Genomic DNA, 25,563 nt, shown 5'->3' with positions numbered 1-25,563 from the left:
AATATGGCTGATCTCGACCTAACCCATCTGGCCCAAGTAGGCACCGAAATCCCTGTGCGTGTGACGCCCAAGGCATCCCGCAACGCGATCAAATCCGAGGATGGAGTGCTGCGAATCTATGTGACCACCGTGCCAGAAGACGGCAAGGCGAATGCCGCTGTGGTGAAGTTGCTCTCCAAAGCGGTTGGCGTACCGAAGTCGCGACTGGAGCTGGTAAGGGGGCATACCAGCCGCGACAAGGTGTTTCGCGTCCTGTGATCAGGCCTCGGCCCGGCGCAACGTATAGACCCCTTCGGGTAGGTCGAGCGCGGCACCAAGGTCGCGCAGTTGGCTTAGGCTAAAGGTGACTTTCATCACCTGATCGGTTCGCTGGTCATATTGTTCTAGTGTGACGCAATCCTCGAAGGCGTTGATGGTTACGTCCTCGGCCAAGGGGGAGGGGCCCTCGTCGACCAAGGTTACAACAGTCGCGTCAAACTCGTGCTCAATCGAAAACATGCTGCAATGCTACCGCGCCTCTGGCTGCTTTCAAGTCCTGCATGACATTTTGATGAACGAAGTATGTTCACACTTCGCTGTTCCATTGGGCGGATATGCCTAACCCTCTGGCAGAATGTAGAAATTCTGCTTTTGCGTTAATGTAGTGGGGCTTGCCTGCGGCGGGGATGCAACTATTTGCTGTAAAGATGAATTCTTCATTAATTTTTGGTACATTGACCAAGTGTTTCAAAAGTATCGGTAAGTCGAAAGGCGCTGGAAATACACGGGCGTTGGGCGCATTCTTCCTATAACATGAGACACCTTGTTTTGCTTGCTGCGCTGGCTGTGTTGGCCGGATGCGCTGTTCCCATTGACCAAACGCCCCCAAGAAATACGGGCGTTTCCTCCGTAAGCCCGGAGATCTCGGCGCGCGCTGACATGATCGCGAACCGCTTTGTGCGCGTGGTCGATCGTGTCGAACCGGTGGCCGAATCAATCTGCCGCGAAGAGACCGAGCGGCTGCTCTGTGATTTCAATATCATGGTTGATCCGAACCCGGACGCGCCGGCAAACGCCTATCAGACGCAGGATCGGTGGGGGCGCCCCATCATTATTTTCACCGTCGCCCTGATCGCAGATGCACGGAACGAGGATGAACTGGCCTTCGTCTTGGGGCACGAGGCGTCACACCATCTGCTTGGCCACATCAAGAAGAGCACCGAGGGCGCAAAGGCGGGGGCTGTGATCTTTGGCAACCTAGCCAGTGCCAGCGGTTTGCAGGACGAAGCCCTTGAAGACGCCGTCAATCTTGGTGCTTTAGTGGGGTCGCGCTACTACGCGAAACGCTATGAGCTTGAGGCTGACCGGCTGGGAACCCTGATCACGGTCGAAGCGGGGTATAACCCGATCCGTGGGGCGCAATTCTTTACCCGCATTCCTGATCCGGGCGACAGGTTCCTTGGCTCTCATCCGCCAAATGCCCAACGCCTGCAGGTTGTGCGAGAAGCCGCCGACGAACTCGGGTATTGATCTGTATCAACGTAGTAGGGTGCAACTAATGATGCACTCAGGCCAACCCATAGACTGGAGGCCTGAGAGATGTCTGTTTCCGAACGCTACGACCACCACGCAAAATTGGTTGCCCACATGGCGGATACGCTAGGTGTGGATCTGCTAGAGCAAATGCAACGCGGAGAACTGGACGGCGAAGACCTGCGCCAGATGGTGCACAAGTGTACGGGCTGCACCAGCCCCTGTGATTGTGCGGACTGGCTGGCTGCCAATGCGGCTGGGTCGGACGTCGCTCCGACCTATTGCCGGAACGCTCAGGCCTTTGAGTTGATGAAGGGCTAGGGTTCATGCGCTTTGCCTGCTAAGGCAGGGCCATGGAACAACTGGAAAATGTCGTGACGGACCGCGGGTCGAAATACGCGGTCTCTGGCGGTCCCGCTCGGACCAAAGCCGAAGCGGATGCGCTGCTCAAGGAGTTAAAGCGCAACAAGAAGTACGCAAAGGCGACCCACAACACGTGGGCGCTTTTGCCGTCCGAAGGTGAACCTCTGAAAAACGACGATGGCGAGAGCGGCGCAGGCATGGTGATCCTGCGGATGCTAGAGCGCGATGATGTCCGGGATACGGTCGTCGTGGTGACGCGCTGGTACGGCGGCAAACACTTGGGCGGTGACCGGTTTCGCCACGTGCAAACCTGCGTCAGAGCGTGGATTGATCAGTTCAGAGCATAGGCGATCCGGTGGGGGCCGGATCGCCAGAGCACACGCTTGGGGCGCAATTTACGCCAGCGTGCGCTTTTTGCGGCGGGACGCCATGCCACCCAGCAGCATCAGGCCAGCAGCCGCCATGGGCAGCGCAGCAGGAAGCGGGATGGGGGCGAGGTCGCTTTGACCAAAGATAAGTGCTTTGGCTTTGCCGGCCTTGTCATCGACTGCATCGATATAAAACGAGAATGTGTCGCTGGGCGATACAGTGAATTGATACGAGCCAACCTGATCCAAGCCGCCAGAGTTGTCGGTCAGTTGGATGTCAGTTCCATTCAAAATTAGTCCGAACGGGTCCCAGTTCGGAGTCCGGTCATAGCTGTTGTAGAGCCAAGTGGTGGCAAAGTTCACAATTCCTTCGAACCCAGTGAAAGTGAGCGAAGTCAGAACTCCCGAACCGCTTCTCGAGTTTGACCCAACCAATTTGTAGTAAAAGTCGAAGGCGGGCATGGTTGAGGTCTTGTCTTTGAAAGACCCGTTCCCGCCGCCATCATCGAAGGTACCGGTCGAGCCGTATGGACCTTCAAAATCCACAGTCGTCGCCTGCGCGCCGGTGGCCAGAAGCAGGCAAATTCCAGCTGCACTCAGAAACTTTAGCATAATTAAATCCTCAAATTGGAACGCCCCGTGCATTTCAGGACCAATCTATTGTGCCATTATTTTTTGACGCGTCTTCATGGAATTTTAATGATTTAGGGTTTTTTAGCTTATTTCCGATTAGGGGGTTTTCCTTGAAATGTCATATGGCTGAAATAAAAGGAAAAAATCCCACTGTTTTGAGGCAAAGTGAGGAGGCAAATTGTAGTTTTGTTTGTCTCTTATGGGGAAACAGTGCCGCGTAAGTCTCAAATGCAGAAAAACTAACGGTTTCAAGTAAAAAGCAGCGCCAAAGCGCCGCTTTTCTCGGAATCATCGGGTAGTGTAAGTGCCTATCAGGCCGATATTTTTCCCCAGAGGTCATACTCCCCTGCCTCGTCTACGTCGACTTTTACGATGTCACCAACCGACAGGCCTCCTGCGCCTTCGTCGATAAACAGGTTGCCATCGATTTCAGGAGCATCTGCCCATGTGCGGCAGGTCGCGATGCCATCTTCATCGATATCGTCAACAATCACTTCTAGGGTTTTGCCGACTTTTGCTTCGAGCTTGGCCTCTGAAATTGCTTGGGATTTCTGCATGAAGCGTTCCCAGCGATCTTGTTTGATGTCGTCCGGAACGTGGTCCGGCAATTCATTGGAACGCGCCCCGTCAACGTTTTCGTATTGGAAGCATCCGACGCGATCCAATTGCGATTCGTCTAACCAATCGAGCAGAGTCTGGAACTCTTCTTCGGTCTCGCCGGGGTAGCCAACGATAAAGGTGGAGCGCAGAGTAATGTCGGGGCACACGTCGCGCCATGCGTTGATTTCGTCCAACGTTTTGGCGGCAGCGGCGGGGCGCGCCATCCGCTTGAGCGTGTCGGGATGCGCGTGCTGGAAGGGGATATCTAGATAGGGCAGGATCAACCCCTCTGCCATCAGTGGGATCAGGTTGCGCACATGGGGGTAGGGGTAGACGTAGTGCAAACGCACCCAGGCGCCGAGCGACCCCAGATCGCGCGCCAGATCGGTGATGTGGGCGCGGTGACCGCGGTCCTCGGCATGCTTGATGTCCACGCCATAGGCGCTGGTGTCTTGGCTGATCACCAGCAGCTCTTTAACGCCATTCTCGACCAGCTTTTCCGCCTCGCGGACGATGGCGTGGGCAGGGCGGCTGACCAGGCGACCGCGCATGTCGGGGATGATGCAGAATTTGCATTTGTGGTTACAGCCCTCGGAAATCTTGAGGTAGCTATAGTGGCGCGGGGTCAGGCTGACGCCGCTGGCAGGCAGTAGGTCGATGAACGGATCGGGGCTGGGGGGCACGGCCCCATGGACTGCATCCAGCACCTGCTCGTACTGGTGGGGGCCGGTGACGGCCAGAACCTTGGGGTGATGGCCGGTGATGTATTCAGGCTCTGCCCCCAGACAGCCAGTCACGATCACACGGCCGTTTTCGTTCAACGCCTCGCCAATCGCCTCCAACGACTCCGCCTTGGCCGAATCCAAGAACCCGCAGGTGTTCACAATCACCGCATCGGCGCCCGAATAGTCGGGGCTGATGGCATAGCCTTCGGCCCGCAAGCGGGTCAGGATACGTTCGCTGTCCACTAGCGCCTTGGGACAGCCTAGGGACACCATGCCGATGGTGGGCTGGCCGGGACGGGCCTCGTCGCGGATCTGCGCGCGGGGGGCAATGTCGGGTCGCAGGGTCGGGGGGTTCTGGCTCATGGTTGGTCCACCGGCTAGCGGCCACAAGGCATGACCACCTTGCAACCAAAAACGACGAAAGGGGCCTGATCCAGCCCCCTGCTTCTTTTTGCTCTAAATACTCACTAACACGCCGCCGCCCAAGGGGCACCGACGCGTGATGATCAGCGGCGACGGTCCCGCTTGTTGTTCACGGGCTGGAACGCCACGCCAACATGGGCCTCGCAATAGGGCTTGCCTTGCTGGACAGGCAGGCCACAGAACCAGAAGTCCGGTGTCGCCGGATCGCCCACAGGCCACTTGCAGGTCCGTTCGGTCAGTTCCATCAGCGACAGCTTCTTCGCCTTCTTCTCGACTTCGCTCACTTTGGCCAGAGCCTCGGCGGGAATCTCGTTGGCCGAGGGCTGCGGGGGCAACGGCTGGCCGGCAGGAATGATCGCTTTGCGGGCAGGGGTGGTCACCGGCACAGGGCGCGGCTCGGGCGCAGGCGCGGCGGCCGCAGGGGCTGGCTCGGGCTTGGGCGCGGGTTTGGGCTTGGCTTCAGCTTTGGGCTTGGGCGCGGGTTTGGGCTCTGCAGCCGCGGCGGGCGCCGACGCGGCAGAGGCACCTGCGTTGCGGTTCGACAGACCCAGACGGTGCACTTTGCCGATCACCGCGTTACGGGTCACGCCACCAAGCTCCTTGGCTATCTGGCTTGCCGATTGGCCTTCGCCCCACATCTTTTTCAGAAGCTCAACGCGTTCGTCGGTCCAGGACATACAGCTTTCCTTGATGGTCACAGGCGTCCGGAGGGGGACTGCCTTATAGAATTTGGTCGAGGCCCTATTCTAATCATCCCGTGGCGCGTTACAAGGCACGCAAAGCATTCTAGGGAATTCGGACGATGTCACACATGAACGATATGGGCGAAAGACGCTTCGGACGCGTGAACTGGCTGGGCCTGATGACGCTGGCCGAACGCGAATGTCGCCGCTTTCTGGCTGTCTGGAACCAGACGCTGGCTGCACCGATTGTCACCGCAGGCCTATTTCTAACGATTTTCGCGATTGCAATCGGCCCAACCCGCGGCGACGTCATGGGCGTTCCCTTTGTGAACTTCATCGCTCCGGGCATCCTGATGATGACCGTGATCCAGAACGCCTTTGCGAATGTATCATCCTCGATTGTCAGTGCAAAAGTCCAAGGAAACATCGTCGACACCCTGATGCCGCCCCTCTCGGCGGGTGAAATGGTGCTCGGATATCTGGCGGGCGGCATCGTGCGCGGCGTGCTGGTGGCGGTTGTCATCGCCCTAGCGATTCTCTTGTTCCTTGGCACGGGCCTTAAGCACCCGTTCGTCGCGCTGGCATTTATCATCGTGGGCTCGGCCTTCATGGGCGGTTTGGGTATGGTCGCAGCGGTCTACGCGCGGAAGTTTGATCAAATTGCTGCGATCACAAACTTCGTCGTCACGCCGCTCGCCTTCCTGTCGGGCACCTTCTACTCGGTCGAGGCGATGCCCGTCGGCCTCTACCAGATCACCCACCTTAATCCGATTTTCTACTTCATCGACGGAGTGCGCTGGTCCGTCCTTGGGGTGTCGGATAGTAATCCGGTCTTTGGTTTCTGCTTCGGCCTGATCGCGGCGATCGCGGTAAACATGCTGGCATGGTGGATGTTCCGCACAGGCTACCGCCTCAAGGCCTAAGCGAATCTTCTTTATTTTTGCCCTGCGCCACGCTATGCGCAGGGCATGATGACCCAAACGATCACTCGTGCTGCAACAGCCCTGCGACGTCGACGCGCCTTTTTCGCGTAACGACAGCTGTCATCTTGTGCTTTTTTCGCACGCTTCTTTTTACAAAATACCCGTAATCGTTGACTTGAGCGGCCTCTCAGGCCACCAAAGCCTTCATCCACAAGGAAGAATGCCATGATCCCTTCGGTTCTGCCCACTTACAATCGTGCTCCGCTATCCTTCGTCAAAGGCGAAGGCAGCTGGTTGATCGAGGCTGACGGCCGACGTTTTCTCGACCTCGGTGCGGGGATCGCGGTAAACGCCCTTGGCCACGCCAACCCCGCCCTGACCGAGGCGCTGACCTCCCAAGCCCAGAACCTGTGGCATGTGTCGAACCTCTACCAAATCCCGCAGCAGCAACAGCTGGCGGACAAGCTGGTCGATGCCACCTTTGCCGATACCGTGTTCTTTACCAACTCTGGCACCGAAAGCTGCGAGTTGGCGGTCAAGATGGCGCGCAAGTACTGGCACGACAAAGGCCAGCCGGAGCGGCATGTGATCATAACTTTCGACGGCAGCTTCCATGGCCGCTCCTCGGCCGGTATCGCCGCCGCTGGCAGCGAGAAGATGACCAAAGGCTTCGCGCCCTTGCTGCCCGGCTTCCGCCATCTGCCTTTCGGCGATCATGACGCGATCAAAGAGGCTATGAACCAGCCCGATGTGGCCGGCATCCTGATTGAGCCTGTGCAGGGCGAGGGCGGCATTCGTCCGCTGCCCGATGTCTGTCTCAAGGGCATCCGCGCGCTGTGCGATGAAACCGGCGCCCTGATGATGCTGGACGAAGTGCAATGCGGCGTCTCGCGGACCGGCAAACTCTTTGCCTACGAATGGGCCGGCGTAAGCCCTGACATCATGATGGTCGCCAAAGGCATCGGCGGCGGCTTCCCCCTTGGCGCTGTCCTCGCAACCGAAGACGCCGCCAGCGGCATGACCGCAGGCACCCATGGCTCGACCTACGGCGGCAACCCCCTCGGGTGCGCTGTGGGCAACAAGGTCATGGAAATCGTCAGCGATCCCGCATTCCTCGACGAGGTGAACCGCAAGGCAGGACTGCTGCGGCAGGGACTGGAATCCCTCGTTGCGCGCTTCCCCGATGTGTTCGAGTCCGTCCGCGGCCTTGGTCTCATGCTGGGCATCAAATGCAAGGTTACCAACGTCGAGGTGGTCAAAGCCGCCTATGACGCGGGCCTGCTGACCGTGCCCGCAGGTGACAATGTTGTGCGCCTGCTGCCTGCCCTGAACATCCCCGACGAAGACATTACCGAAGCCCTCAACCGCTTTGAGAAGGTCGCAACCGAACTGCAACCTTGCTGACTTCATCTTTGTGAAAATACTCCGGGGGAGTCCGCGGCACGCGGACGGGGGAAGCGCCCCCCGGACCCCGGCCCCAAAGAAAGACACCGACATGAACCATTTCCTCGATATCCACAAAACGGATCAAGCCGACCTTCATAATATGATCGACCTCGCGGCGCGTATGAAAGCGGACCGCGCGGGCCAGCCCAAAGGTCGCCTGGACGCGGACAATGCGCTGGAAGGCCGTATGGTCGCTCTGATCTTTGAAAAGCCTTCGACCCGCACCCGCGTTAGCTTTGACGTCGGGATTCGTCAGATGGGTGGTCAGACGATGCTTCTGTCGGGCAAGGATATGCAGCTAGGCCACGGGGAAACCATCGCGGACACCGCGCGGGTGCTGTCGCGCTATGTCGATGCGATCATGATTCGGACCTTTGACGAATCGGTTCTGCTAGAACTGGCAGAGTACTCGGACGTGCCCGTGATCAACGGCCTGACCGACCGCACGCACCCCTGCCAGATCATGGCGGACCTTCTGACCTACCAAGAGCACCGGGGTGATATCGCGGGCAAAAAAGTGGTATGGTCCGGCGACGGCAACAACGTCTGCGCATCCTTCTTGCACGCGGCGGGTCAGTTCGGTTTCGACTTCACCTTTACCGGCCCCGAAAAGCTGGACCCCGAGGCAGAGTTCATCGGCTATGCCCGCTCCAAAGGCGTGCAGGTGTCGATTGAACGTGATCCGTTCAAGGCGGTCGAAGGTGCGGATCTGGTTGTCACAGACACATGGGTGTCCATGCACGATAGCCAATCGACCAAGGAACGGCGGCACAATTTGTTGCGCCCCTATCAGGTGAATGACGATCTCATGGCGGCCGCCAAGGACGACGCACTGTTTATGCACTGCCTACCCGCACACCGCGGCGAGGAAGTGACCAGCAGCGTGATGGATGGCCCCAAAAGCGTGATTTTCGACGAGGCGGAAAACCGTCTGCATGCGCAGAAAGCTGTCGTGCGCTGGTGCCTCGGGCTTTGACCCTCTGCGCGTTTGCACAGGCGATCTTCACTTAAAACCGCTTGATGTTCGCGCTAACGCCGTTAGATATCACACCAGTTTTGATAGGAGTGATGAATGGCTGAGGCACAGAAGATCGGTTTGATCGGCTTGGGGACCATGGGCAGCGCACTGGCGCTGAACTTGGCGGAAAAAGGTGCGCATGTCGTTGTCCAGAACCGGACCCACGCACGCGTTCCCGAATTCATCTCCGAGGCTGGTGATCTGGCCTCGAACCTAGAGGGCGCAGGCGATCTGGCCGATCTGGTCGCACGTCTGCCCCAGCCGCGGTTCATCATTCTGATGACCCCCGCAGGCGGCCCCACCGACGCAATGATCGAAGACCTGAAGCCGTTGCTGGCGCAGGGCGACACGCTGATTGACGCGGGCAACTCCGACTTCCACGACACCCGCCGCCGCACAGCGGACATGGAAGCCGCTGGCTTCAAGTTCCTTGGTATGGGCGTGTCGGGCGGCGAAGAGGGTGCGCGCCACGGTCCCAGCATCATGGTTGGTGGCACCGAAGACGCATATGCGCCCGTCAAAGACATCATCGAAGCGATCTCGGCCAAGTTCGAAGGCGCACCTTGCGCCGCACATCTGGGCCCCGATGGTGCGGGCCACTTTGTGAAAACCGTGCACAATGGCATCGAATACGCTGACATGCAGATGATCGCCGAGGTCTATGGCCTGCTGCGGGACGCTGGCTGGGACGCAGCAAAGATCGGCGCGCTGTTTGGCGATTGGGGCAAAGGTGATCTGGGCTCCTACTTGGTCGAAGTTACCGAAGCTGTCCTGACCGCCACCGACCCCGAGAGTGGCGCGGCCATGGTCGATGTCATCGCGGACAAAGCGGGCCAGAAGGGCACAGGCCGTTGGACCGTGATCGAAGCTCTGAAGCTTGGCCAATCCGCCAGCACCATCGAAGCGGCCGTCGCGGCGCGCTCTTGGTCGGCAGAGCCAGATGTGCGCAATGCAGGTGAGGCCGCTCTGGTCCCGGCTGGCACCGAAGCCGTCGTTGTCGAGCCAGAAGATCTAAAGAATGCGTTCCTTGCGGCTCGTATTCTGGCCTATGCACAGGGCTTCCGCGTCCTTCAGGCCGCATCGGACACCTATGAGTGGGATTTGGACATGGCCCGCGTCGCCGAGGTCTGGCGCGCTGGCTGCATCATCCGCAGTGTTCTGCTAGACGAGATCAGCAGCGCCCACAGCGCAGGTCTGCCAAGCGGTCAGCTTTATCTGGCAGATGGCCTGCTGCAGAAAGTCACCGGCGGACTGCCCGCTCTGCGCCGTGTCGTGGCCGCTGCCGCCATTTCGGGCCAGCCCGTTCCAGCATTGGCGAGCGCTCTGTCGTTCATCGACACCATGCGTCACGGACGTGGCACCACGAACCTGATCCAAGCGCAGCGTGACTATTTCGGCGCCCACGGGTTCGAGCGCGTGGACAGCGACGAAACCGGTTTGCACGGTCCCTGGGCCGGCCACGGGATGTAAGCGCAACGCGTTCCCCTGCACGAATCAAAAAGCCGCCCCGAAAACGGGCGGCTTTTTTTATAGAAGCCCGCGCCAGTAAATCACGGCACCCAACAGAACGATCACCGCGAACACCTTCAATAAAATGTCTGCGATCAGATGAAGGCGCTTTTTCCGGCGGTTTGGGTCGGCCTGCTTCAAAAGGTGTTTGCGCACAATCTTAGCATTCTGTTCTGCCGTCTTGGCATCGATCTGAAGCGCAAGTTTGGGATGACGGGCCAGAGCCGTGGTCTGATTAAACGCATCGGCGGCGCGGCGGATTTTACGCGGCAGCTTGCGACCGGCCCGTGCGGTTTGGGCTTCCAGGGATGCCCCCTTGATCCCCAATCGGGATTGCATCAGCCCCGAAAGTTCGGTTTCGATGGAGGCGATCTCGTTCGGGGTCATGGGTCTTCCTTCTCGCCATCCGGTCGCAAGATGGCTTATCAGGGCGCGGAAGAGACGTGAATGCAATTGAGCAGAGAAAGATTACACAAAAATGTTGAATTTTGACACCTACGGCGCCGGTGATCCTGCATTGATGATCGTTCACGGGCTATACGGATCCGCACGGAATTGGGGTGTGATTTCCCGCAGGATGGCAGACAGCCGCCGAGTGATTGCTGTCGATCAGCGCAACCATGGTGAAAGCCCATGGTTCGACGCGCATGGATATCTCGACATGGCGCAAGATCTAGCAGAGGTGATCGAAGCGGAAATGCCGAACGGGGCTATCGTTCTGGGGCATTCGATGGGGGGCAAAGCGGCCATGGCCTTGGCGCTGACGCGGCCAGAGCTGGTCAAAGGGCTGGTTGTCGCTGACATTGCACCGGTGACCTACGCGCATTCACAAATCCAGTACGTGGACGCCATGCGCGGTCTCGACCTGTCATCGATCGAGACGCGAGGCGATGCAAATCGCTTGCTCTCTGACATCGTGCCGGAAGAGGGGGTGCGCGCCTTCCTTCTTCAATCGCTCGACATCAAAGAGAAGCGGTGGCGGCTCAACCTAGACGTCCTTGGCGCCGAGATGACAGGCATCACCGGCTGGCCCCACGAACCGATGGAGGGACGTTCCTATGATGGTCCCGTCCTGTCGCTTGCCGGGGCGAATAGCGACTATGTCACCACCGAAGGACGCGAGGCCACTAAGGCGTATTTCCCTGCGGCCAAGTTCTTTAAAATTCCGGGCGTGGGCCACTGGCTCCACGCCGAGAAGCCGCGCGAGTTTGAAGCGGCCGTACGGACGTGGATTGACGCTCAGGCGTTCTCGTAAATCTGTTTGGCGACGAACCAGCTGATCGGCAATGCCACAACGAAGCCAACCGCTGCGGCGATCAGGATAGGCAAAAGGGTGTCATATCCCATCACCAGAACCACCACGATGAACGAGCCCATGAGGGTTGTGGAGATCAGGGAAAACAAAGTTGTGGCTAGTCGGAACATCGTGGCCTCCTCGGGCAGTTGCGCGTCACCCGAGGGGATTCGTATTCCAAGTGGGGAATGTGATCTTTGATCTGGATCAGCGTTTCTTCACATACTTGGTCAAGATGACGATCCGCTGGCCTTCGACGCGACCCTCAATGTGCTCTGCATTGTCTTGAACCAGTGAAATGCGGGGGACAGAGGTGCCGCGCTTGGCGGTAAATCCGCCACCTTTGACGGGCAGATCCTTGATTAGGACGACGGTGTCACCAGCGGCCAATTGCACGCCGTTTGAGTCGCGATGGATGACTTCCTTGATCTCGTTCTCGACCCAAGCGCGGCGCTCGTCATCCAGCCAGACCTGATCGCTCAGATCGCGGGCCCAGTCGTGATCGGACAGACGCTCTAGCAGACGTACTGCCAGAACCTGAGTGGCTGCATCCTCGGACCACATGGCCGAACCAAGGCAGCGCCAGTGATCAGGCTCGGTCGTCTCGGCGATCTGAGCCGCACAGACATTACAAATGTCGGTTGCAGCGCCTTCGGGGCCGCCGGTGACGGCGTAGGCAGAGGTCGCGGTTTCGGCAGAACACAGGGCGCAGGGCATCGGTAAACTTTCAGGTTGGGTCTCGTTGCCCTCCCTTAGGCCAAGAGGCGCAGGTCGAAAACATACATCTCTCCTGCGTCTTTCATCTTTGCCCAAATACTCCGGGGGAGTCCGCGGCACGCGGACGGGGGCAGCGCCCCCCAAATCCCGCCCAAAGAAAAAGGCGCCCGAAGGCGCCTCTCCAATCAATCGTCCATCTTGAGCGCGTTGATAAACGCCTCTTGGGGGATTTCGACGCGGCCGAACTGGCGCATCTTTTTCTTACCGGCTTTTTGCTTTTCCAGCAGCTTCCGCTTACGTGTGGCGTCACCACCGTAACATTTCGCGGTGACGTCCTTGCGCAGCGCGGCCAGCGTTTCGCGGGCAATCACCTTGCCACCGATTGCGGCCTGAATCGGAATCTTGAACATGTGGCGGGGGATCAGCTCTTTGAGCTTCTCGCACATGGCGCGGCCGCGCATTTCGGCGCGGGTGCGGTGCACCATGATCGACAGCGCGTCCACAGGCTCGTCATTGACCAGAATCTGCATCTTTACCAGCATGTCTTCGCGGTAGCCGGTCATCTGGTAGTCAAACGATGCGTAGCCCTTGGTCACCGATTTCAGGCGGTCATAGAAGTCAAAGACCACTTCGTTCAGCGGCAGGTCATAGACCGCCATCGCGCGGGTGCCGGCGTAGGTCAGATCTTCTTGGATGCCGCGGCGGTCCTGACACAGCTTTAGCACGTCGCCAAGGTACTCGTCGGGGACCATGATCGTCGCTTTGATGCGCGGCTCTTCGATGCGCTCGACCTTGGAGGGGTCGGGCATGTCGGCGGGGTTGTGCAGCTCGATCAGCTCACCGTCGCGCATGTAGATGTGGTAGACCACGCTCGGCGCGGTGGTGATCAGCTCGATGTTGTACTCGCGCTCGATCCGGTCGCGGATCACCTCAAGGTGCAACAGACCAAGGAAGCCGCAGCGGAAGCCAAAGCCCAGAGCGGCCGAGCTTTCCATCTCGTAGCTGAACGATGCGTCGTTCAGGGCCAGCTTCTCGATCGCGTTGCGTAGGTCGTCGAACTCGGCGCTGTCCACGGGAAACAGGCCACAGAAGACCACGGGGATCGAAGGTTTGAAGCCGGGCAGGGCGGTTTCGCAGCCCTTTTTCTCGGTGGTGATGGTGTCACCGACGCGGGTGTCGCGGACCTGTTTGATCGACGCAGTCAGGAAGCCGATCTCGCCCGGTCCAAGCTCCGCGATGTCTTGCATTTGCGGACGGAAGACACCCAGCTTTTCAACGGGGTACTGGCCGCCGGTTTTCATCATCTTGATCCGGTCGCCCTTTTTGATGACGCCGTCGATGACTCGGATAATGACCACAACACCGAGGTAGGGATCGTAGTAGCTGTCCACCAGCATCGCCTTGAGTGGTGCGTTGCGGTCGCCCTTGGGCGCTGGCAGGCGGGTCACGATGGCTTCGAGCACGTCGGGGATGCCGACGCCGGTCTTGGCCGAGATATGAACCGAGTCCGACGCGTCGATACCGATCACGTCTTCGATCTGCTCTGCCACACGTTCGCAATCGGATGCGGGCAGGTCGACCTTGTTCAAGACGGGCACGATCTCGTGGTCCGCGTCGATCGCCTGGTAGACGTTGGCCAGAGTCTGCGCCTCGACGCCTTGGGTCGAGTCGACGACCAAGAGCGATCCCTCGACCGCCTGCATCGAGCGGCTGACCTCGTAGGAGAAGTCCACGTGGCCGGGGGTGTCGATCAGGTTCAGCACATAGGTCTGACCGTCCTTGGCCGGATAGTCGATCCGGACGGTGTTCGCCTTGATGGTGATCCCGCGCTCGCGCTCGATGTCCATGGAGTCCAGAAGCTGGGCCTTCATGTCACGTTCGGCGACGGTGCCAGTCAATTGAATCAGCCGGTCGGCCAAGGTGGATTTACCGTGGTCGATGTGGGCAACGATCGAGAAATTGCGGATGTTCGAGAGCTCTGTCATGCACGGCGATATGCGGTGGAAAATAGGTTTGGTCAAGCGACTCGATGGGGCCAGAGCCCCTGTTTTGCAGCTTTTTGATCGACCGAGCACACCTAACAGATTCGTTCATCGCGCCAGATCACACGGCTGTTGCGATCCCGCTGCCCATTTCTGCGCATGATCTGACGTCCGAATGGATGGGTTCATCGGCAAATCAATGCCGATGACAACAATTCCATGGAGCAAACGGGTAGCGTTTGTTGAAAGAAAGCGGCGCTTACGGCATGCTCCTTGCAAATAGCAGTTTATAGCTAGGGACGAGCAGTGATGATCCGCAAAACCGTTACACTTCTGTGCACCGCCGGTCTTCTGGCCAGCGCAACAGCAACCGCCACGCTGGCAGGCCCCGTCGAACGCGCATGCCGCCAATCCGACCGCCCTCAGGCCTCGGCCTCGCTCTGTGGCTGCATCGGCCGTGTCGCCGACCAGACGCTGTCCCGCGCGGATCAGCGTCAGGCGGCAGACTTTTTCAAGGATTCGGACAAGGCGCAGGAGGTCAAAATGTCTGACCGCCGCAGCCACAAGGAATTCTGGGACCGTTACAAGCGTTTCGGCCAAACCGCAGAGCTTTACTGCTCCTGATCGCGCAGCGTGGCGATTAGGCCACGCGCAGCATCCTCGATCATATCCAGCGTGCCGTCGAAATCGCGGCTGTAATAGGGGTCCGGTACACCTGTGCCGGGCTTTTTGCTGTAGTCCGACAGCATGCGCACCGGCGTCGTGTTTCCATTGGGGCGGATGGCCTGCACATCGCGCTGGTTGTTCTTGTCCATCGTGATGATCAGGTCGAACCGGTCGAAATCCCCGCGCGTGATCTGGCGGGCGCGCAGGTGGCTTAGGTCATAGCCGCGCGCATTGGCGGCGATTTGCATGGGACCGTAGGGGGCCTCGCCAACATGCCACGGCCCTGTCCCCGCGCTGTCTAAAGTAAGCGCCAAATCCCCAGCCATTGCCCGCACAACGCCCTCTGCCGACGGCGAGCGGCAGATGTTTCCAAGGCAGACGAAGAGGATGCTGGTCATGGCGGGGTTCCTTTGTCAGGGTTGAATAAAAACGGGCTAACAGAGGGCGGGGCAATGGAAAAGATCGTGATTTTGACGGGTGCGGGGATTTCGGCCGAAAGCGGGCTGGGGACGTTCCGTGACGAAGGCGGCTTGTGGGCCGCGCACCGCATCGAGGACGTTGCTACTCCCGAAGGGTTTGCTCGCGATCCCAAGCTGGTTCAGAACTTCTACAACATGCGTCGTGCCCAAGCGCGCGAGGCCGAACCCAACGCCGCGCATTATGCCTTGGCCAAGCTGGAGCGAGAGTTCACTGGCGAGGTTACCGTCGTCACCCAGAACGTGGACGGGTTGCATGAACGTGCGGGCAGCCAGAACGTGATGCACATGCATGGCTTCCTTGAGGGGGCTTTGTGCGCAGGGTGTGGCCACCGTTGGCCCGCGCCCCTGAACATGAAGATCACCGACCGCTGCCCCAAATGCAAAGAGGTCGCCACGCGCCCTGACATCGTCTGGTTCGGGGAAATGCCCTATGACATGGAAGAGATCTGGGATCACCTGCGCAGTTGCGATTACTTCGTGTCTGTCGGAACCAGCGGGAATGTCTATCCGGCTGCCGCCTTCGTGCAGGACGCAGCACGCCATGGGGCCATCACGATCGAGCTGAACCTAGAGCCCTCTGCCGTGGTGTCTGATTTCGCCGAAAGCCATTGCGGCAAGGCCAGCGATATCGTGCCCGAGTGGGTCGAGAAAATGCTATCCGTCAGAAGATAAGGGCGGGCCGTTTCCGGCGCCGCCCTGCTTGGATCAGATGAGGTGAGCAGCCTTAGTGGCTATTCATCTTCCCATGGTCCATCTTTCCGTGCTCCATTTTGCCATGCTGCATGGCGCCGTGGGCATCCTGACGTTCCAGGTCGACGGGGATCTGGACTTCGATCTCGCCAGCCTTTTCAAAGACCAGCGTGACGTTCAGCATGTTTCCCTGTTCGAAGGGCGCGTTCAGGCCCATGAACATGACGTGATCGCCGCCGCGTGCCAGCGCGTGAGACCCACCTGCAGGCACGGGGAAGCCGTCTTCGACTTCGCGCATCTGCATGACGCCGTTGCCCGCGTCGATATGGGTGTGCAGCTCAATCTTTTTCGCTGCGTCCGAGCGTGCGTCGATCAACTGGTCGTCTTCGGTGCCCGTGTTTTCGATTACAAAGAACGCTGCGCCGGATTTGGCGACAGGCGAAGCCGAGCGCGCATAGGCATCTTTGATAGCGATTTCAGCGCCGGCGCACAGGGGCAGGGCGCAGACAGACAGAGCGGCAATCGCCTTGAGTGCGAAAGTCATAAGGATTTTCCTTGTTCGAGAATGGGTTGTTTTGGTCTGAGGTTGGGATCAGGCCAGAACAGGCGGTCCACGGGCGCAGGCCAACGGGGCGGCTGCGCTGTGGGCGGTCCACGTTTCGACAGGGAAATAGGCTATGCTGTGATGATAAGACGTGTGGGTCTCTGGTTGCCACACAGCGACTGCCGCCAGCAGGGTCAGCGCGCAGTCCGGGCAGTAGTGCAGGCTCGCGGGCTTGCCGTCGGCGTCGACACCGATGGTCACAGGGCCTGTGCCCGTACATAGCTCCATCTGCCCCACGGCGGGGGCCTGCCCGCGGATATAGCCCATGTGCACGGCAGTGAACGCCATAAGACAGGCCAGCAGCAGGCTGAAGATATGGAGGCCGAGTTTTCTCATCGCCAAAGATTTACGCAGGCCGCGAACCGGCCACAAGGCGGGGCATAAAAAAAGACCCTGCGCCAATGGCCGCAGGGTCTTTTTTGTCGAGTGCTCAAAAGCGGATTAGGCGGTTGCTGCCTGTGCTTTTGCGATCTCTTTTTTCACCTTCAGAGCGGTCGACGACAGCTCGGTGTCTTTTGCTTTTGCCAGGAACGCGTCCAGACCACCGCGGTGGTCGACGCTCCGCAGAGCAGCAGCCGAAATGCGTAGCTTCACGCCACGACCCAGAGTCTCAGACTGCAGGGTCACGTCGTTCAGGTTGGGCAGGTAACGACGGCGGGTTTTGTTGTTTGCGTGGCTGACATTGTTGCCAGTCATGGGGCCTTTACCGGTCAGTTCGCAGCGGCGCGACATGTTACTTTCCTCGTTTCGATCTCGATGTCAGTGGCTGGGCGCCACTGCGCCCTCGAATATCAAAGGGGCGCAAAAACCTACGCCCCTGGAATCCGTATCGCGGTCGTGTAGGTGAGATTCAGGGGAACGTCAAGCGATTCACCCGTCACTTAGGCCCAATGTTTTCAACATTTCTTGCGCTGCAAGGCTTGGCGTCGTCTCGCCTGCCGCGACCTCTGTCCCAAGGGCCTGCATTTTATCGCGCAAGGGGCCGGGGGCCGTCAACTGCGCGAGCAGGGTTTGGCGGACCTCTTCTTCGAACCAGTAGCGCGCCTGATCCGCGCGGCGCTGGTCAAAGAAGCCCTGTTCGCGGCGCCAACCGGACAGAGTCTGCATCTCGTCCCACGCGGTTTGCAGGCCGTTTTCCTCAAGCGCGGAGACGCACATCGCCTTGGGGAAGCCCTCGGGGTCTTGCGGGCGCTTTCGCAGCAGGCGCAGGGCACCGGCGTAGTCCGCTTGGGTGCGGGTCGCGACGGGCTTCAGATCGCCGTCGGCCTTGTTCACCAAGATAATGTCAGCAATCTCCATAATCCCGCGTTTGACGCCCTGAAGTTCGTCGCCGCCTGCAGGGGCCATCAGCAGGATGAACAGGTCGGACATCTCGGCCACCACAGTCTCGGACTGGCCGACGCCTACGGTCTCGATCAGGATGATGTCAAAGCCGCTGGCCTCACACAACGCCACCGCCTCGCGCGTGCGGCGGGCCACTCCGCCAAGATGCGATTGGCTGGGAGAGGGGCGGATAAAGGCCATGGGATCGCGGCTCAGCCGCTCCATTCGTGTCTTGTCCCCCAGAATGGAGCCGCCAGAGCGGGCCGAGCTGGGGTCCACCGCCAGAACCGCAACGCGCAGACCCAAGGCGGTCAGCATCATTCCGAAGCTTTCAATGAACGTCGATTTGCCCACCCCAGGCGTCCCCGACAGGCCGATCCGCAGGCCCTGACGACCGCAAGGGCGAAGGTATTCCAGCAGTTCGGTCGCCTGTTCGCGGTGGTCGGCCCGACCGCTTTCCACCAGCGTGATGGCCCGTGCCAAAGCGCGCCGGTCCCCTGCCAGAATGCGATCGCCCATGTCGGTGATGTTCATTGCCAAACCCTTCCTCCGTATCGCTGGCGTTTGTGCCAAGTGGGCAGGGCGCTGTCCACCCGTGGACGGGCGCAAACACCTGCGTCATAAGAACTATATGACCGAATTGCCCATTCACGCCGCCCTCGATGACCTGATCCAAGCCCTGCGTTCGCGCGGACGCGCCGTGCTGCAAGCGCCCCCCGGCGCGGGCAAGACGACCGTCGTGCCGCTGGCGATGATGCAGGCGGGCCTGACGGACGGGCGCGTCGTGATGCTGGAGCCGCGCCGCTTGGCCGCCCGCGCCGCTGCCGAGCGGATGGCCGAGACCTTGGGTGAACCTGTGGGCCAAACCGTGGGTTACCGAGTGCGCGGCGAATCAAAGGTGTCCAAATCCACCCGAATAGAGGTCGTGACCGAAGGCATCCTGACCCGCCGCATTCAGCACGACCCCGAACTGGCAGGCGTGGGCGCGGTGATCTTTGACGAATTCCACGAACGGTCGCTGAACGCCGATCTGGGGCTGGCTTTATGTTTGGAAGTCGCGGGCGCCCTGCGCGATGACCTGATGCTGGTGGCTATGTCCGCGACCTTGGACGCCGCACCCGTAGCGGCCCTTATGGACGCGCCCATGATCACCTCCGAAGGGCGCAGCTATCCGGTGGAAACCCGCTGGCTGGACCGTCCCCTTGGCCCCAAAGCCCGCATCCCCGAGGCCACTGCCGATCTGGTCGTTCAAGCTGTCAAAGAAACCGAAGGGGGCGTTCTGGTCTTCCTGCCCGGCGAAGGAGAGATCCGCCGCGTCGAGGGGCTGTTGAATGGCCGCCTGCCAGATGGCTGCGTCGTGCGTCCCCTTTTCGGGGCCATGGACTTTGCCGCCCAACGCGCCGCGATCCAGCCAGCCACGTCGGGCCGCAAGATTGTGCTGGCCACGTCCATCGCTGAAACCTCACTGACGATCCAAGACATCCGTGTGGTGGTCGACGCCGGCCGCGCCCGCCGGTCGCGCTTCGATCCAGCCTCTGGCATGTCCCGTCTCGTGACCGAGCGCGTCACCAAAGCCGAAGCCACCCAGCGCGCGGGCCGTGCGGGTCGCGTGGCCGAGGGCACGTGCTACCGCCTCTGGACGCGCGGCGAAGAGGGAGGACTGCAACCCTTCCCCCCTGCCGAAATCGAGAGCGCTGATCTTTCGGGGCTGGTGTTGGAGCTGGCCCAATGGGGCGCGGACCCCGCCGATCTGCCCCTGCTGACCCAGCCCAACGCGGGCTCCTATGCCGAAGCGACCGCGCTGCTGAAAATGCTGGGTGCTTTGGATGACAACGGGCGGATCACGGAGCATGGCCAGAAAATCACCCGCCTGCCGCTGCACCCGCGCCTTGCCCACATGCTGACGGTCGCAGGACGCGACGCCGCCCCCTTGGCCGCGCTGCTGGCGGACCGAGACCCCCTGCGCGGCGCCCCGGTGGACCTGTCCCTGCGCGTCGAGGCCGTCCGCGACACGCGCCGGTTCATGGAAGAGCGAAATTATCAGCCCCACCGCCCGACGCTGGAGCGCATCAAACAAGAGGCCAAGCGCCTGTCCAAAGACGCTCCCGAAGCTCGTGGCCTCAGCCTGCCCGAGATGGCGGCACTGGCCTATCCTGACCGCATTGGTGCCCGCCGCAAAGGCACAGCCCCGCGTTACCTGATGTCCGGCGGCAACGGCGCGGTCCTAGATGAAACCGACCCGTCCGCCAACGCGCCCTTCCTCGTCATCACCGACGTGGACGGAGACCGCCGCGAAGCCCGTATCCGCCAAGCCATCGAAATCCGCCAATCAGACCTGCGTGCCCTGTTCAAGGACCGCATCGCGTGGCAAGACATCTGCGAATGGTCCCCGCGCGAGGCCCGCGTGATCGCCCGTAAGCAGGAACGCCTTGGCGCGATCGCGCTAGACGACCGTATCTGGCAGGATCCCGATCCGGACCTCGTTGCCCAAGCGATGCTGGGCGGCGTGCGCCAACTGCCGCTGCCATGGACAGACGCTGCCCGCCGTTTCGCCGCCCGCGTGGAACTCGCCCGCCCGCAGGACCAGAGCCTGCCCTCAATGGAGGATGCCGATCTCTTGGCCGAGGCTGAAGAGTGGTTGCTCCCTTATCTCACCGGCGTGAAAACATCCGCGGCGTGGAAGAACTTTGACATGCTTCCCGCGCTCCGTGCACGCCTCGACTATGGTCAAATGCAGGCGCTGGATCAAAAGACGCCAGCGCATTTTACCACGCCCCTCGGACGGCAAATCCCGATCGACTATAGCGGAGAGCACCCCGAGATCGAATTGCGACTGCAAGAGATGTTCGGTCAAACCACGCACCCAACCGTGGCAGGGCAGCCTTTACGCGTGACGCTGCTCTCTCCAGCACGGAGGCCAGTCCAAACCACGATGGATATCCCCGGTTTTTGGGATTCTTCTTACCAGGATGTCCGTAAAGACATGCGAGGGCGCTATCCGAAACATCCGTGGCCTGAAGATCCGCGCGAGGCTGATCCAACTCTGCGCGCGAAACCACGGTCGTAATTTGAGTATTTATCGCAAAAAGAAGACATGAAGGCTCGCTTCTTTTTGCATTTAAATACTCAAAGCAAAGGCCGCCCCGAAGGGCGGCCTGAAAACTAAGCCTGCGCGCGGGCTTGCCCGCGCTCCGTCGGATTAGAGGTTCGGGTACATCGGGAAGCGTGCGCAGAGCTCTGCAACTTCGCCCCGGACCTTGGCTTCGATGTCTGCATTGCCGTCTTCACCGTTTGCGGCCAGACCGTCGACGACTTCGATGATCCATTTGCCGATCTGACGGAACTCTTCCTCACCGAAACCACGGGTGGTGCCGGCGGGCGAGCCCAGACGGATGCCGCTTGTGATGGTGGGCTTTTCGTCGTCAAACGGAACGCCGTTCTTGTTGCAGGTGATGTGTGCACGGCCCAGAGCGGCCTCGGTCGCGTTGCCCTTTACGCCTTTGGGGCGCAAGTCGACCAGCATCAGGTGAGTGTCGGTGCCGTGGGTCACGGTGTCCACGCCGCCCTTGTGCAGCTCGTTTGCCAGCGCCTGAGCGTTCTTGATGACCTGCTTCTGGTAGTCTTTGAAGTCGGGGCGCAGCGCCTCGCCGAACGCAACCGCTTTGGCCGCGATCACGTGCATCAGGGGGCCGCCCTGAATACCCGGGAAGATCGCCGAGTTCACCTTTTTCGCGATGGCTTCGTCGTTGGTCAGGATCATGCCGCCACGGGGGCCGCGCAGGGTCTTGTGGGTGGTGGTGGTCGCAACGTGCACGTGGGGGAAGGGGTTGGGGTATTCGCCCGCAGCCACCAGACCCGCAAAGTGCGCGATGTCCGCCATCAGGTAGGCGCCAACGCTGTCTGCGATTCCACGGAACTTCGCGAAGTCCAGCTGACGGGGGATCGCCGAGCCGCCAGCCACGATCAGAGCGGGCTTGTGCTCGTTTGCCAGTTCCTGGATCTGATCGTAGTCCACGTCGAGGGTCTGACGGGTCACGCCGTACTGAACCGCGTTGAACCACTTGCCCGACTGGTTCGGCTTGGCGCCGTGGGTCAGGTGACCACCCGCATCAAGGCTCATGCCCAGAATGGTGTCGCCGGGTTTGATCAGCGCTTGGAAGACACCTTGGTTTGCCTGCGAGCCCGAGTTGGGCTGGACGTTGGCAAACTCACAGCCGAACAGCTGCTTGGCGCGGTCGATCGCCAGGTTCTCGGCGATGTCGACATACTGGCAGCCACCGTAGTAACGGCGACCCGGGTAGCCTTCGGCGTACTTGTTGGTCATGACCGAACCCTGTGCTTCGAGCACAGCAGCCGATACGATGTTCTCGGACGCGATCAGTTCGATCTCGTCGCGCTGGCGACCCAGTTCCTGACGGATCGCGCCGAACAGGTCAGCGTCGCGGGATTCCAGCGATTCAGTGAAAAAGCCATTGTCACGGTGAGGGGCGTTCATGGGTGCCTCCATAGCCAAGGGGTACGATTGGCGCAGTACCTATAGGAAACTGTCACAAAGGCAAAGATCGTAAAACGACCTAGTGCATCTTGGCCGCGGCAATGCTGGTACTTCGGTGCAAGTTGTGATTGCTTCGGAGCAACGCTCAGCACCGGGACTCTGTTATGTCGATCCGCATCGCCTTTTCTGCCAGCAACGCCCCCATCGCGCAGTCTGCCCGGGAGGCCTTGGTGCGTCGCTATGGCGAGGTTCCTGTAGAAGAGGCAGATGTCATTGTCGCCTTGGGCGGTGATGGTTTTATGCTGCAAACACTTCATGCCACACAGGATTTGCCCGCGCCAGTCTACGGGATGAACCGCGGCACGGTCGGCTTTCTGATGAACGAATATTCCGAGGCGGATTTGCCCGGCCGTCTGGCGCGCGCCGAAGAAGAGATCATCAATCCCCTATCTATGAAGGCTGTGACCGTTGATGGCGAGGTGCACGAGGCGCTGGCGATCAACGAAGTCTCTTTGATCCGGAATGGGCCGCAGGCCGCCAAATTGCGAATCACCATCGATGGCCGTTTGCGCATGAAAGAGCTGGTCTGTGATGGCGCGCTAGTTGCCACGCCCGCGGGCTCGACTGCGTACAACTATTCGGCGCATGGACCGATCCTGCCCATTGGAGCGGACGTTTTGGCGCTGACCGCGATTGCGCCGTTTCGTCCCAGACGGTGGCGCGGGGCGCTCTTGCCGAAGAAGGCCGTCGTGCGATTTGACGTGATTGATTCGGGCAAGCGGCCTGTGATGGCAGATGCGGATTCAGCGTCTGTGACCAATGTCGCCTCGGTCGAGATCCAGATCGCCACCCACATCAAACACAAGATCCTATTCGATCCGGGCCATGGCCTAGAGGAACGGCTGATCCGCGAACAATTCGTCTGACGTGAAAAGGCGGCGCTCGGGTGAAGCGCCGCCTTTTGCGTTGGGGTGGCCCGCCCGTGGGGCAGGCCGCGTTTCGTTATGCCGCCGGATATCCAAGCGTCTTCAGCGCCGTCGCGATTTCGTCCAGAATGGCCGGATCGTCGATTGTTGCGGGCATCTTGAAGTCTTCGCCATCTGCGATCTTGACCATGGTGCCGCGCAGGATTTTGCCCGAGCGGGTCTTGGGCAGGCGGTCCACGACGACAGCCAGTTTGAAGGCCGCCACGGGGCCGATCTTGTCACGGACCAGCTTGACGCATTCCTTGACCACATCGGCGTGGTCGCGGTCGCAGCCGGAATTTAGACACAGGAAGCCAAGGGGCAGCTGGCCCTTCAGTTCGTCCGCCACGCCGATCACCGCGCATTCGGCCACATCGGGGTGGGAGGCCAGAACCTCTTCCATGCCGCCGGTGGACAGACGGTGGCCCGCGACGTTGATCACGTCATCGGTGCGCGCCATGATATAGAGGTAGCCGTCCTCGTCCTTCATGCCCGCGTCGCCGGTTTCGTAGTAGCCGGGGAAGGTGTTCAGGTAGCTCTTCTTGAAACGCTCTTCGGCGTTCCACAGGTTCGGCAGGGTACCGGGGGGCAGAGGTAGCTTGATCGCGATCGCGCCAAGGGTGCCTGCCTCGACCGGATGACCAGCCTCGTCCAGAATTTGCACATCGTAGCCGGGCATCGGCACCGAGGGGCTGCCGAGTTTCACAGGCAGTTCTTCGATCCCCAGCGGGTTCGCTGCGATCGCCCAACCGGTTTCTGTCTGCCACCAATGGTCAATGATCGGCACGTTCAGCTTTTCCTGCGCCCATTCGATGGTCGCGGGGTCCGCACGTTCGCCCGCCAGATAGACCGCACGCAGACCGCTCAGGTCGTACTTCTTGATGAACTCGCCGGTCGGGTCTTCGCGGCGCACAGCGCGGAAGGCGGTCGGCGCGGTAAAGAAGGATTTGACCTTATGCTCGTCGATAATGCGCCAGAAGGTGCCCGCATCGGGGGTGCCGATAGGCTTGCCCTCGAAAACGATGGTGGTGTTGCCGGTGATCAGGGGGCCATAGCAGATATAGCTGTGGCCCACGACCCAACCCACGTCCGACGCAGCCCAGAAGACTTCGCCGGGTTCGACGTTGTAGATGTTCTTCATCGTCCAGTTCAGCGCGACCAGATGACCCGCGGTGGGGCGCATGACGCCCTTGGGCTGGCCGGTGGTGCCCGACGTATAAAGGATATAGGCGGGGTGGTTGCCCTCGACCGGAACGCATTCCGCAGGCTCAACGCCGTATTGGAAGCCGTGCCAGTTGTAGTCGCGGCCCTCTTCCAGATGGGCGACTTCCTGTTCGCGCTGGAAAATCACGCAGAAGTCGGGCTTGTGCTGCGCCAGTTCAATCGCGCCGTCCAGCAGGGGCTTGTAGTGAACCACGCGGCCGGGCTCGATCCCGCAGGAGGCGGCGAGGATCGCCTTGGGGGTCGCGTCGTCGATGCGTACGGCCAGTTCGTTCGCTGCAAAGCCGCCGAACACGACCGAATGCACAGCGCCGATACGGGCGCAAGCCAGCATCGCTTCAAGCGCCTCGGGGATCATGGGCATGTAGATGATGACGCGGTCGCCCTTTTCGACACCCTTGGCGCGCAGAGCACCGGCAAGGCTGGCCACGCGGTTGCGCAACTCGAAATAGCTGATCTCGCGCTTGGTGTGGGTGACGGGGCTGTCGTAGATGATGGCGGTCTGGTTGCCGCGGCCTGCCTCGACGTGACGGTCCACAGCGTTCCAGCAGGTGTTCACCTTGGCGTCTGCGAACCATTCGTACAGGGGCGCATTGTCATCATGCAAAGCTTTGGTGGGCTTTTCATCCCAGTCAATCGCCTCGGCCTGAGCCATCCAGAACCCCTCGGGGTCGTCCTTCCAGCTCTTGTAAATATCCTGATAGCCCATGCCGTGCTCCTCCAAATTCTCCTCCGTCAAAGTGCTAGGGCACCGAGGGGCGTTTGGGCAAGCGCGTTACCGTCAACATAGGGCCGAATTTGCAAAATGCCGCAGGTGCAGCATCGTGTGGTTTGCAAACCCTTTTCAACTTTTCAGTCAAGCGGTCAGAAATCTGTCAATTTGCAAACCTCGGCCCCGTGGGGCTGCAAATCCGCGTGTGTTCA

The 25,563-nt window shown here is 60.3% G+C and carries 28 protein-coding genes; 13 read left to right on the top strand and 15 right to left on the bottom strand.

Going from position 1 to position 25,563, the window contains the following annotated elements; genetic code table 11:
* Window positions 1-3: 3 nt before the first annotated feature.
* The gene (locus AB9K37_RS19315) at window positions 4-258 is read left to right on the top strand and encodes a DUF167 domain-containing protein (RefSeq protein ID WP_369841995.1); all 255 of its coding nucleotides are present in this window, start codon (window positions 4-6) and stop codon (window positions 256-258) included.
* Here the strand turns inward: AB9K37_RS19315 and AB9K37_RS19310 are convergent, their stop codons facing one another.
* Window positions 259-498 carry a hypothetical protein gene (locus AB9K37_RS19310; protein WP_072705059.1) on the bottom strand — a complete coding sequence of 80 codons (240 nt, stop codon included), beginning with the start codon at window positions 496-498 and terminating at the stop codon, window positions 259-261.
* Window positions 499-918: 420 nt separating this feature from the next.
* Between AB9K37_RS19310 and AB9K37_RS19305 the strand changes: the two genes are divergently transcribed.
* The 3 genes from AB9K37_RS19305 (at window position 919) to AB9K37_RS19295 (ending at window position 2,222) form a co-directional block, all read left to right on the top strand.
* Window positions 919-1,509: a M48 family metalloprotease gene (locus AB9K37_RS19305; protein WP_369841991.1), complete on the top strand. Its 591-nt coding sequence runs from the start codon at window positions 919-921 to the stop codon at window positions 1,507-1,509.
* A 69-nt stretch (window positions 1,510-1,578) separates the two neighbouring features.
* Entirely contained in the window at window positions 1,579-1,833 is a 255-nt protein-coding gene (locus tag AB9K37_RS19300) for a DUF6455 family protein (RefSeq protein ID WP_369841988.1), read from the top strand.
* 32 nt (window positions 1,834-1,865) lie between these two features.
* Window positions 1,866-2,222 carry a YigZ family protein gene (locus tag AB9K37_RS19295; protein ID WP_369841985.1) on the top strand — a complete coding sequence of 119 codons (357 nt, stop codon included), beginning with the start codon at window positions 1,866-1,868 and terminating at the stop codon, window positions 2,220-2,222.
* Window positions 2,223-2,270: 48 nt separating this feature from the next.
* Here the strand turns inward: AB9K37_RS19295 and AB9K37_RS19290 are convergent, their stop codons facing one another.
* The 3 genes from AB9K37_RS19290 to AB9K37_RS19280 all read right to left on the bottom strand — a co-directional run bounded on the left by AB9K37_RS19290 (window position 2,271) and on the right by AB9K37_RS19280 (window position 5,301).
* On the bottom strand, window positions 2,271-2,855 hold the full coding sequence (locus AB9K37_RS19290) for a hypothetical protein (protein WP_369841982.1): 585 nt from the start codon (window positions 2,853-2,855) through the stop codon (window positions 2,271-2,273).
* Between the two features lie 332 nt (window positions 2,856-3,187).
* Window positions 3,188-4,564, bottom strand: coding sequence for a 30S ribosomal protein S12 methylthiotransferase RimO (rimO, locus tag AB9K37_RS19285; RefSeq protein ID WP_369841979.1), 1,377 nt, complete (start codon window positions 4,562-4,564; stop codon window positions 3,188-3,190).
* 143 nt (window positions 4,565-4,707) lie between these two features.
* Complete coding sequence (locus AB9K37_RS19280; RefSeq protein WP_369841976.1) at window positions 4,708-5,301, bottom strand: GcrA family cell cycle regulator; 594 nt, start codon at window positions 5,299-5,301, stop codon at window positions 4,708-4,710.
* A 125-nt stretch (window positions 5,302-5,426) separates the two neighbouring features.
* On the opposite strand from AB9K37_RS19280, the gene AB9K37_RS19275 reads away from it, so the two are divergent.
* The 4 genes from AB9K37_RS19275 (at window position 5,427) to gndA (ending at window position 10,164) form a co-directional block, all read left to right on the top strand.
* Window positions 5,427-6,230 (top strand): ABC transporter permease, encoded by an 804-nt coding sequence (locus tag AB9K37_RS19275; protein ID WP_369841973.1) that lies wholly within the window; start codon window positions 5,427-5,429, stop codon window positions 6,228-6,230.
* A gap of 225 nt (window positions 6,231-6,455) precedes the next feature.
* Complete coding sequence (locus tag AB9K37_RS19270) at window positions 6,456-7,634, top strand: aspartate aminotransferase family protein (RefSeq protein ID WP_369841970.1); 1,179 nt, start codon at window positions 6,456-6,458, stop codon at window positions 7,632-7,634.
* A gap of 91 nt (window positions 7,635-7,725) precedes the next feature.
* Entirely contained in the window at window positions 7,726-8,652 is a 927-nt protein-coding gene (gene argF / locus AB9K37_RS19265; RefSeq protein ID WP_369841968.1) for an ornithine carbamoyltransferase, read from the top strand.
* A gap of 96 nt (window positions 8,653-8,748) precedes the next feature.
* On the top strand, window positions 8,749-10,164 hold the full coding sequence (gndA, locus tag AB9K37_RS19260; protein WP_369841965.1) for an NADP-dependent phosphogluconate dehydrogenase: 1,416 nt from the start codon (window positions 8,749-8,751) through the stop codon (window positions 10,162-10,164).
* Window positions 10,165-10,221: 57 nt separating this feature from the next.
* Here gndA and AB9K37_RS19255 read toward each other — a convergent pair whose 3' ends face one another.
* Window positions 10,222-10,590 carry a hypothetical protein gene (locus AB9K37_RS19255; RefSeq protein ID WP_369841962.1) on the bottom strand — a complete coding sequence of 123 codons (369 nt, stop codon included), beginning with the start codon at window positions 10,588-10,590 and terminating at the stop codon, window positions 10,222-10,224.
* Between the two features lie 91 nt (window positions 10,591-10,681).
* Between AB9K37_RS19255 and AB9K37_RS19250 the strand changes: the two genes are divergently transcribed.
* Window positions 10,682-11,458 carry an alpha/beta fold hydrolase gene (locus AB9K37_RS19250; protein WP_369841959.1) on the top strand — a complete coding sequence of 259 codons (777 nt, stop codon included), beginning with the start codon at window positions 10,682-10,684 and terminating at the stop codon, window positions 11,456-11,458.
* Here the strand turns inward: AB9K37_RS19250 and AB9K37_RS19245 are convergent.
* The 3 genes from AB9K37_RS19245 to lepA all read right to left on the bottom strand — a co-directional run bounded on the left by AB9K37_RS19245 (window position 11,443) and on the right by lepA (window position 14,199).
* The gene (locus AB9K37_RS19245) at window positions 11,443-11,628 is read right to left on the bottom strand and encodes a CTP synthetase (protein WP_369841956.1); all 186 of its coding nucleotides are present in this window, start codon (window positions 11,626-11,628) and stop codon (window positions 11,443-11,445) included. The genes AB9K37_RS19250 and AB9K37_RS19245 overlap by 16 nt on opposite strands.
* A 76-nt stretch (window positions 11,629-11,704) precedes the next feature.
* Complete coding sequence (locus AB9K37_RS19240) at window positions 11,705-12,214, bottom strand: alkylphosphonate utilization protein (protein ID WP_369841953.1); 510 nt, start codon at window positions 12,212-12,214, stop codon at window positions 11,705-11,707.
* Between the two features lie 185 nt (window positions 12,215-12,399).
* Window positions 12,400-14,199: a translation elongation factor 4 gene (gene lepA, locus AB9K37_RS19235; RefSeq protein ID WP_369841950.1), complete on the bottom strand. Its 1,800-nt coding sequence runs from the start codon at window positions 14,197-14,199 to the stop codon at window positions 12,400-12,402.
* A gap of 306 nt (window positions 14,200-14,505) precedes the next feature.
* Between lepA and AB9K37_RS19230 the strand changes: the two genes are divergently transcribed.
* Window positions 14,506-14,820 (top strand): hypothetical protein, encoded by a 315-nt coding sequence (locus AB9K37_RS19230; RefSeq protein ID WP_072705103.1) that lies wholly within the window; start codon window positions 14,506-14,508, stop codon window positions 14,818-14,820.
* Here the strand turns inward: AB9K37_RS19230 and AB9K37_RS19225 are convergent.
* Entirely contained in the window at window positions 14,808-15,260 is a 453-nt protein-coding gene (locus AB9K37_RS19225) for a low molecular weight protein-tyrosine-phosphatase (RefSeq protein ID WP_369841946.1), read from the bottom strand. The genes AB9K37_RS19230 and AB9K37_RS19225 overlap by 13 nt on opposite strands.
* Before the next feature lie 54 nt (window positions 15,261-15,314).
* Here AB9K37_RS19225 and AB9K37_RS19220 point away from each other — a divergent pair, with 54 nt between their 5' ends.
* Window positions 15,315-16,013: an NAD-dependent deacylase gene (locus AB9K37_RS19220; RefSeq protein ID WP_369841943.1), complete on the top strand. Its 699-nt coding sequence runs from the start codon at window positions 15,315-15,317 to the stop codon at window positions 16,011-16,013.
* 52 nt (window positions 16,014-16,065) lie between these two features.
* Here the strand turns inward: AB9K37_RS19220 and AB9K37_RS19215 are convergent, their stop codons facing one another.
* The 4 genes from AB9K37_RS19215 to meaB form a co-directional block, all read right to left on the bottom strand.
* Complete coding sequence (locus AB9K37_RS19215) at window positions 16,066-16,575, bottom strand: copper chaperone PCu(A)C (RefSeq protein WP_369841940.1); 510 nt, start codon at window positions 16,573-16,575, stop codon at window positions 16,066-16,068.
* Window positions 16,576-16,623: 48 nt separating this feature from the next.
* Window positions 16,624-16,971 carry a hypothetical protein gene (locus AB9K37_RS19210; protein WP_369841937.1) on the bottom strand — a complete coding sequence of 116 codons (348 nt, stop codon included), beginning with the start codon at window positions 16,969-16,971 and terminating at the stop codon, window positions 16,624-16,626.
* 105 nt (window positions 16,972-17,076) lie between these two features.
* Window positions 17,077-17,367: a 50S ribosomal protein L28 gene (rpmB, locus tag AB9K37_RS19205; RefSeq protein WP_369841934.1), complete on the bottom strand. Its 291-nt coding sequence runs from the start codon at window positions 17,365-17,367 to the stop codon at window positions 17,077-17,079.
* 138 nt (window positions 17,368-17,505) lie between these two features.
* A complete protein-coding gene (meaB, locus tag AB9K37_RS19200) occupies window positions 17,506-18,492 on the bottom strand; it encodes a methylmalonyl Co-A mutase-associated GTPase MeaB (protein WP_369841932.1) in 987 nt (328 codons plus the stop codon).
* A 97-nt stretch (window positions 18,493-18,589) separates the two neighbouring features.
* On the opposite strand from meaB, the gene hrpB reads away from it, so the two are divergent.
* Window positions 18,590-21,025 carry an ATP-dependent helicase HrpB gene (gene hrpB, locus AB9K37_RS19195; protein ID WP_369842050.1) on the top strand — a complete coding sequence of 812 codons (2,436 nt, stop codon included), beginning with the start codon at window positions 18,590-18,592 and terminating at the stop codon, window positions 21,023-21,025.
* A 132-nt stretch (window positions 21,026-21,157) separates the two neighbouring features.
* On the opposite strand, the gene glyA is transcribed toward hrpB, so the two are convergent.
* Complete coding sequence (glyA, locus tag AB9K37_RS19190) at window positions 21,158-22,453, bottom strand: serine hydroxymethyltransferase (RefSeq protein WP_369841930.1); 1,296 nt, start codon at window positions 22,451-22,453, stop codon at window positions 21,158-21,160.
* Between the two features lie 164 nt (window positions 22,454-22,617).
* Here glyA and AB9K37_RS19185 point away from each other — a divergent pair, with 164 nt between their 5' ends.
* The gene (locus AB9K37_RS19185) at window positions 22,618-23,379 is read left to right on the top strand and encodes an NAD kinase (RefSeq protein ID WP_369841928.1); all 762 of its coding nucleotides are present in this window, start codon (window positions 22,618-22,620) and stop codon (window positions 23,377-23,379) included.
* Between the two features lie 76 nt (window positions 23,380-23,455).
* On the opposite strand, the gene prpE is transcribed toward AB9K37_RS19185, so the two are convergent.
* Window positions 23,456-25,348, bottom strand: coding sequence for a propionate-CoA ligase PrpE (gene prpE, locus AB9K37_RS19180; protein WP_369841926.1), 1,893 nt, complete (start codon window positions 25,346-25,348; stop codon window positions 23,456-23,458).
* Between the last annotated feature and the right edge of the window lie 215 nt (window positions 25,349-25,563).

The organism is Donghicola sp. XS_ASV15 (genome assembly GCF_041224595.1).
GTDB lineage: Bacteria > Pseudomonadota > Alphaproteobacteria > Rhodobacterales > Rhodobacteraceae > Donghicola.
This window is presented reverse-complemented; position numbering and strand designations above follow the sequence as displayed.

Coding starts and splice junctions, on each gene's coding strand:
- AB9K37_RS19185 (WP_369841928.1), top strand. CDS start 22,618: ATGTCGATCCGCATCGCCTTTTCTGCCAGCAACGCCCCCATCGCGCAG.
- AB9K37_RS19305 (WP_369841991.1), top strand. CDS start 919: ATGATCGCGAACCGCTTTGTGCGCGTGGTCGATCGTGTCGAACCGGTG.
- lepA (WP_369841950.1), bottom strand. CDS start 14,199: ATGACAGAGCTCTCGAACATCCGCAATTTCTCGATCGTTGCCCACATC.
- AB9K37_RS19315 (WP_369841995.1), top strand. CDS start 4: ATGGCTGATCTCGACCTAACCCATCTGGCCCAAGTAGGCACCGAAATC.
- AB9K37_RS19270 (WP_369841970.1), top strand. CDS start 6,456: ATGATCCCTTCGGTTCTGCCCACTTACAATCGTGCTCCGCTATCCTTC.
- AB9K37_RS19230 (WP_072705103.1), top strand. CDS start 14,506: ATGATCCGCAAAACCGTTACACTTCTGTGCACCGCCGGTCTTCTGGCC.
- AB9K37_RS19255 (WP_369841962.1), bottom strand. CDS start 10,590: ATGACCCCGAACGAGATCGCCTCCATCGAAACCGAACTTTCGGGGCTG.
- AB9K37_RS19225 (WP_369841946.1), bottom strand. CDS start 15,260: ATGACCAGCATCCTCTTCGTCTGCCTTGGAAACATCTGCCGCTCGCCG.
- AB9K37_RS19250 (WP_369841959.1), top strand. CDS start 10,682: ATGTTGAATTTTGACACCTACGGCGCCGGTGATCCTGCATTGATGATC.
- hrpB (WP_369842050.1), top strand. CDS start 18,590: ATGACCGAATTGCCCATTCACGCCGCCCTCGATGACCTGATCCAAGCC.
- meaB (WP_369841932.1), bottom strand. CDS start 18,492: ATGAACATCACCGACATGGGCGATCGCATTCTGGCAGGGGACCGGCGC.
- AB9K37_RS19300 (WP_369841988.1), top strand. CDS start 1,579: ATGTCTGTTTCCGAACGCTACGACCACCACGCAAAATTGGTTGCCCAC.
- AB9K37_RS19210 (WP_369841937.1), bottom strand. CDS start 16,971: ATGAGAAAACTCGGCCTCCATATCTTCAGCCTGCTGCTGGCCTGTCTT.
- AB9K37_RS19310 (WP_072705059.1), bottom strand. CDS start 498: ATGTTTTCGATTGAGCACGAGTTTGACGCGACTGTTGTAACCTTGGTC.
- argF (WP_369841968.1), top strand. CDS start 7,726: ATGAACCATTTCCTCGATATCCACAAAACGGATCAAGCCGACCTTCAT.
- AB9K37_RS19240 (WP_369841953.1), bottom strand. CDS start 12,214: ATGCCCTGCGCCCTGTGTTCTGCCGAAACCGCGACCTCTGCCTACGCC.
- AB9K37_RS19280 (WP_369841976.1), bottom strand. CDS start 5,301: ATGTCCTGGACCGACGAACGCGTTGAGCTTCTGAAAAAGATGTGGGGC.
- gndA (WP_369841965.1), top strand. CDS start 8,749: ATGGCTGAGGCACAGAAGATCGGTTTGATCGGCTTGGGGACCATGGGC.
- AB9K37_RS19275 (WP_369841973.1), top strand. CDS start 5,427: ATGTCACACATGAACGATATGGGCGAAAGACGCTTCGGACGCGTGAAC.
- AB9K37_RS19220 (WP_369841943.1), top strand. CDS start 15,315: ATGGAAAAGATCGTGATTTTGACGGGTGCGGGGATTTCGGCCGAAAGC.
- rpmB (WP_369841934.1), bottom strand. CDS start 17,367: ATGTCGCGCCGCTGCGAACTGACCGGTAAAGGCCCCATGACTGGCAAC.
- AB9K37_RS19245 (WP_369841956.1), bottom strand. CDS start 11,628: ATGTTCCGACTAGCCACAACTTTGTTTTCCCTGATCTCCACAACCCTC.
- AB9K37_RS19295 (WP_369841985.1), top strand. CDS start 1,866: ATGGAACAACTGGAAAATGTCGTGACGGACCGCGGGTCGAAATACGCG.
- AB9K37_RS19215 (WP_369841940.1), bottom strand. CDS start 16,575: ATGACTTTCGCACTCAAGGCGATTGCCGCTCTGTCTGTCTGCGCCCTG.
- rimO (WP_369841979.1), bottom strand. CDS start 4,564: ATGAGCCAGAACCCCCCGACCCTGCGACCCGACATTGCCCCCCGCGCG.
- AB9K37_RS19290 (WP_369841982.1), bottom strand. CDS start 2,855: ATGCTAAAGTTTCTGAGTGCAGCTGGAATTTGCCTGCTTCTGGCCACC.
- glyA (WP_369841930.1), bottom strand. CDS start 22,453: ATGAACGCCCCTCACCGTGACAATGGCTTTTTCACTGAATCGCTGGAA.
- prpE (WP_369841926.1), bottom strand. CDS start 25,348: ATGGGCTATCAGGATATTTACAAGAGCTGGAAGGACGACCCCGAGGGG.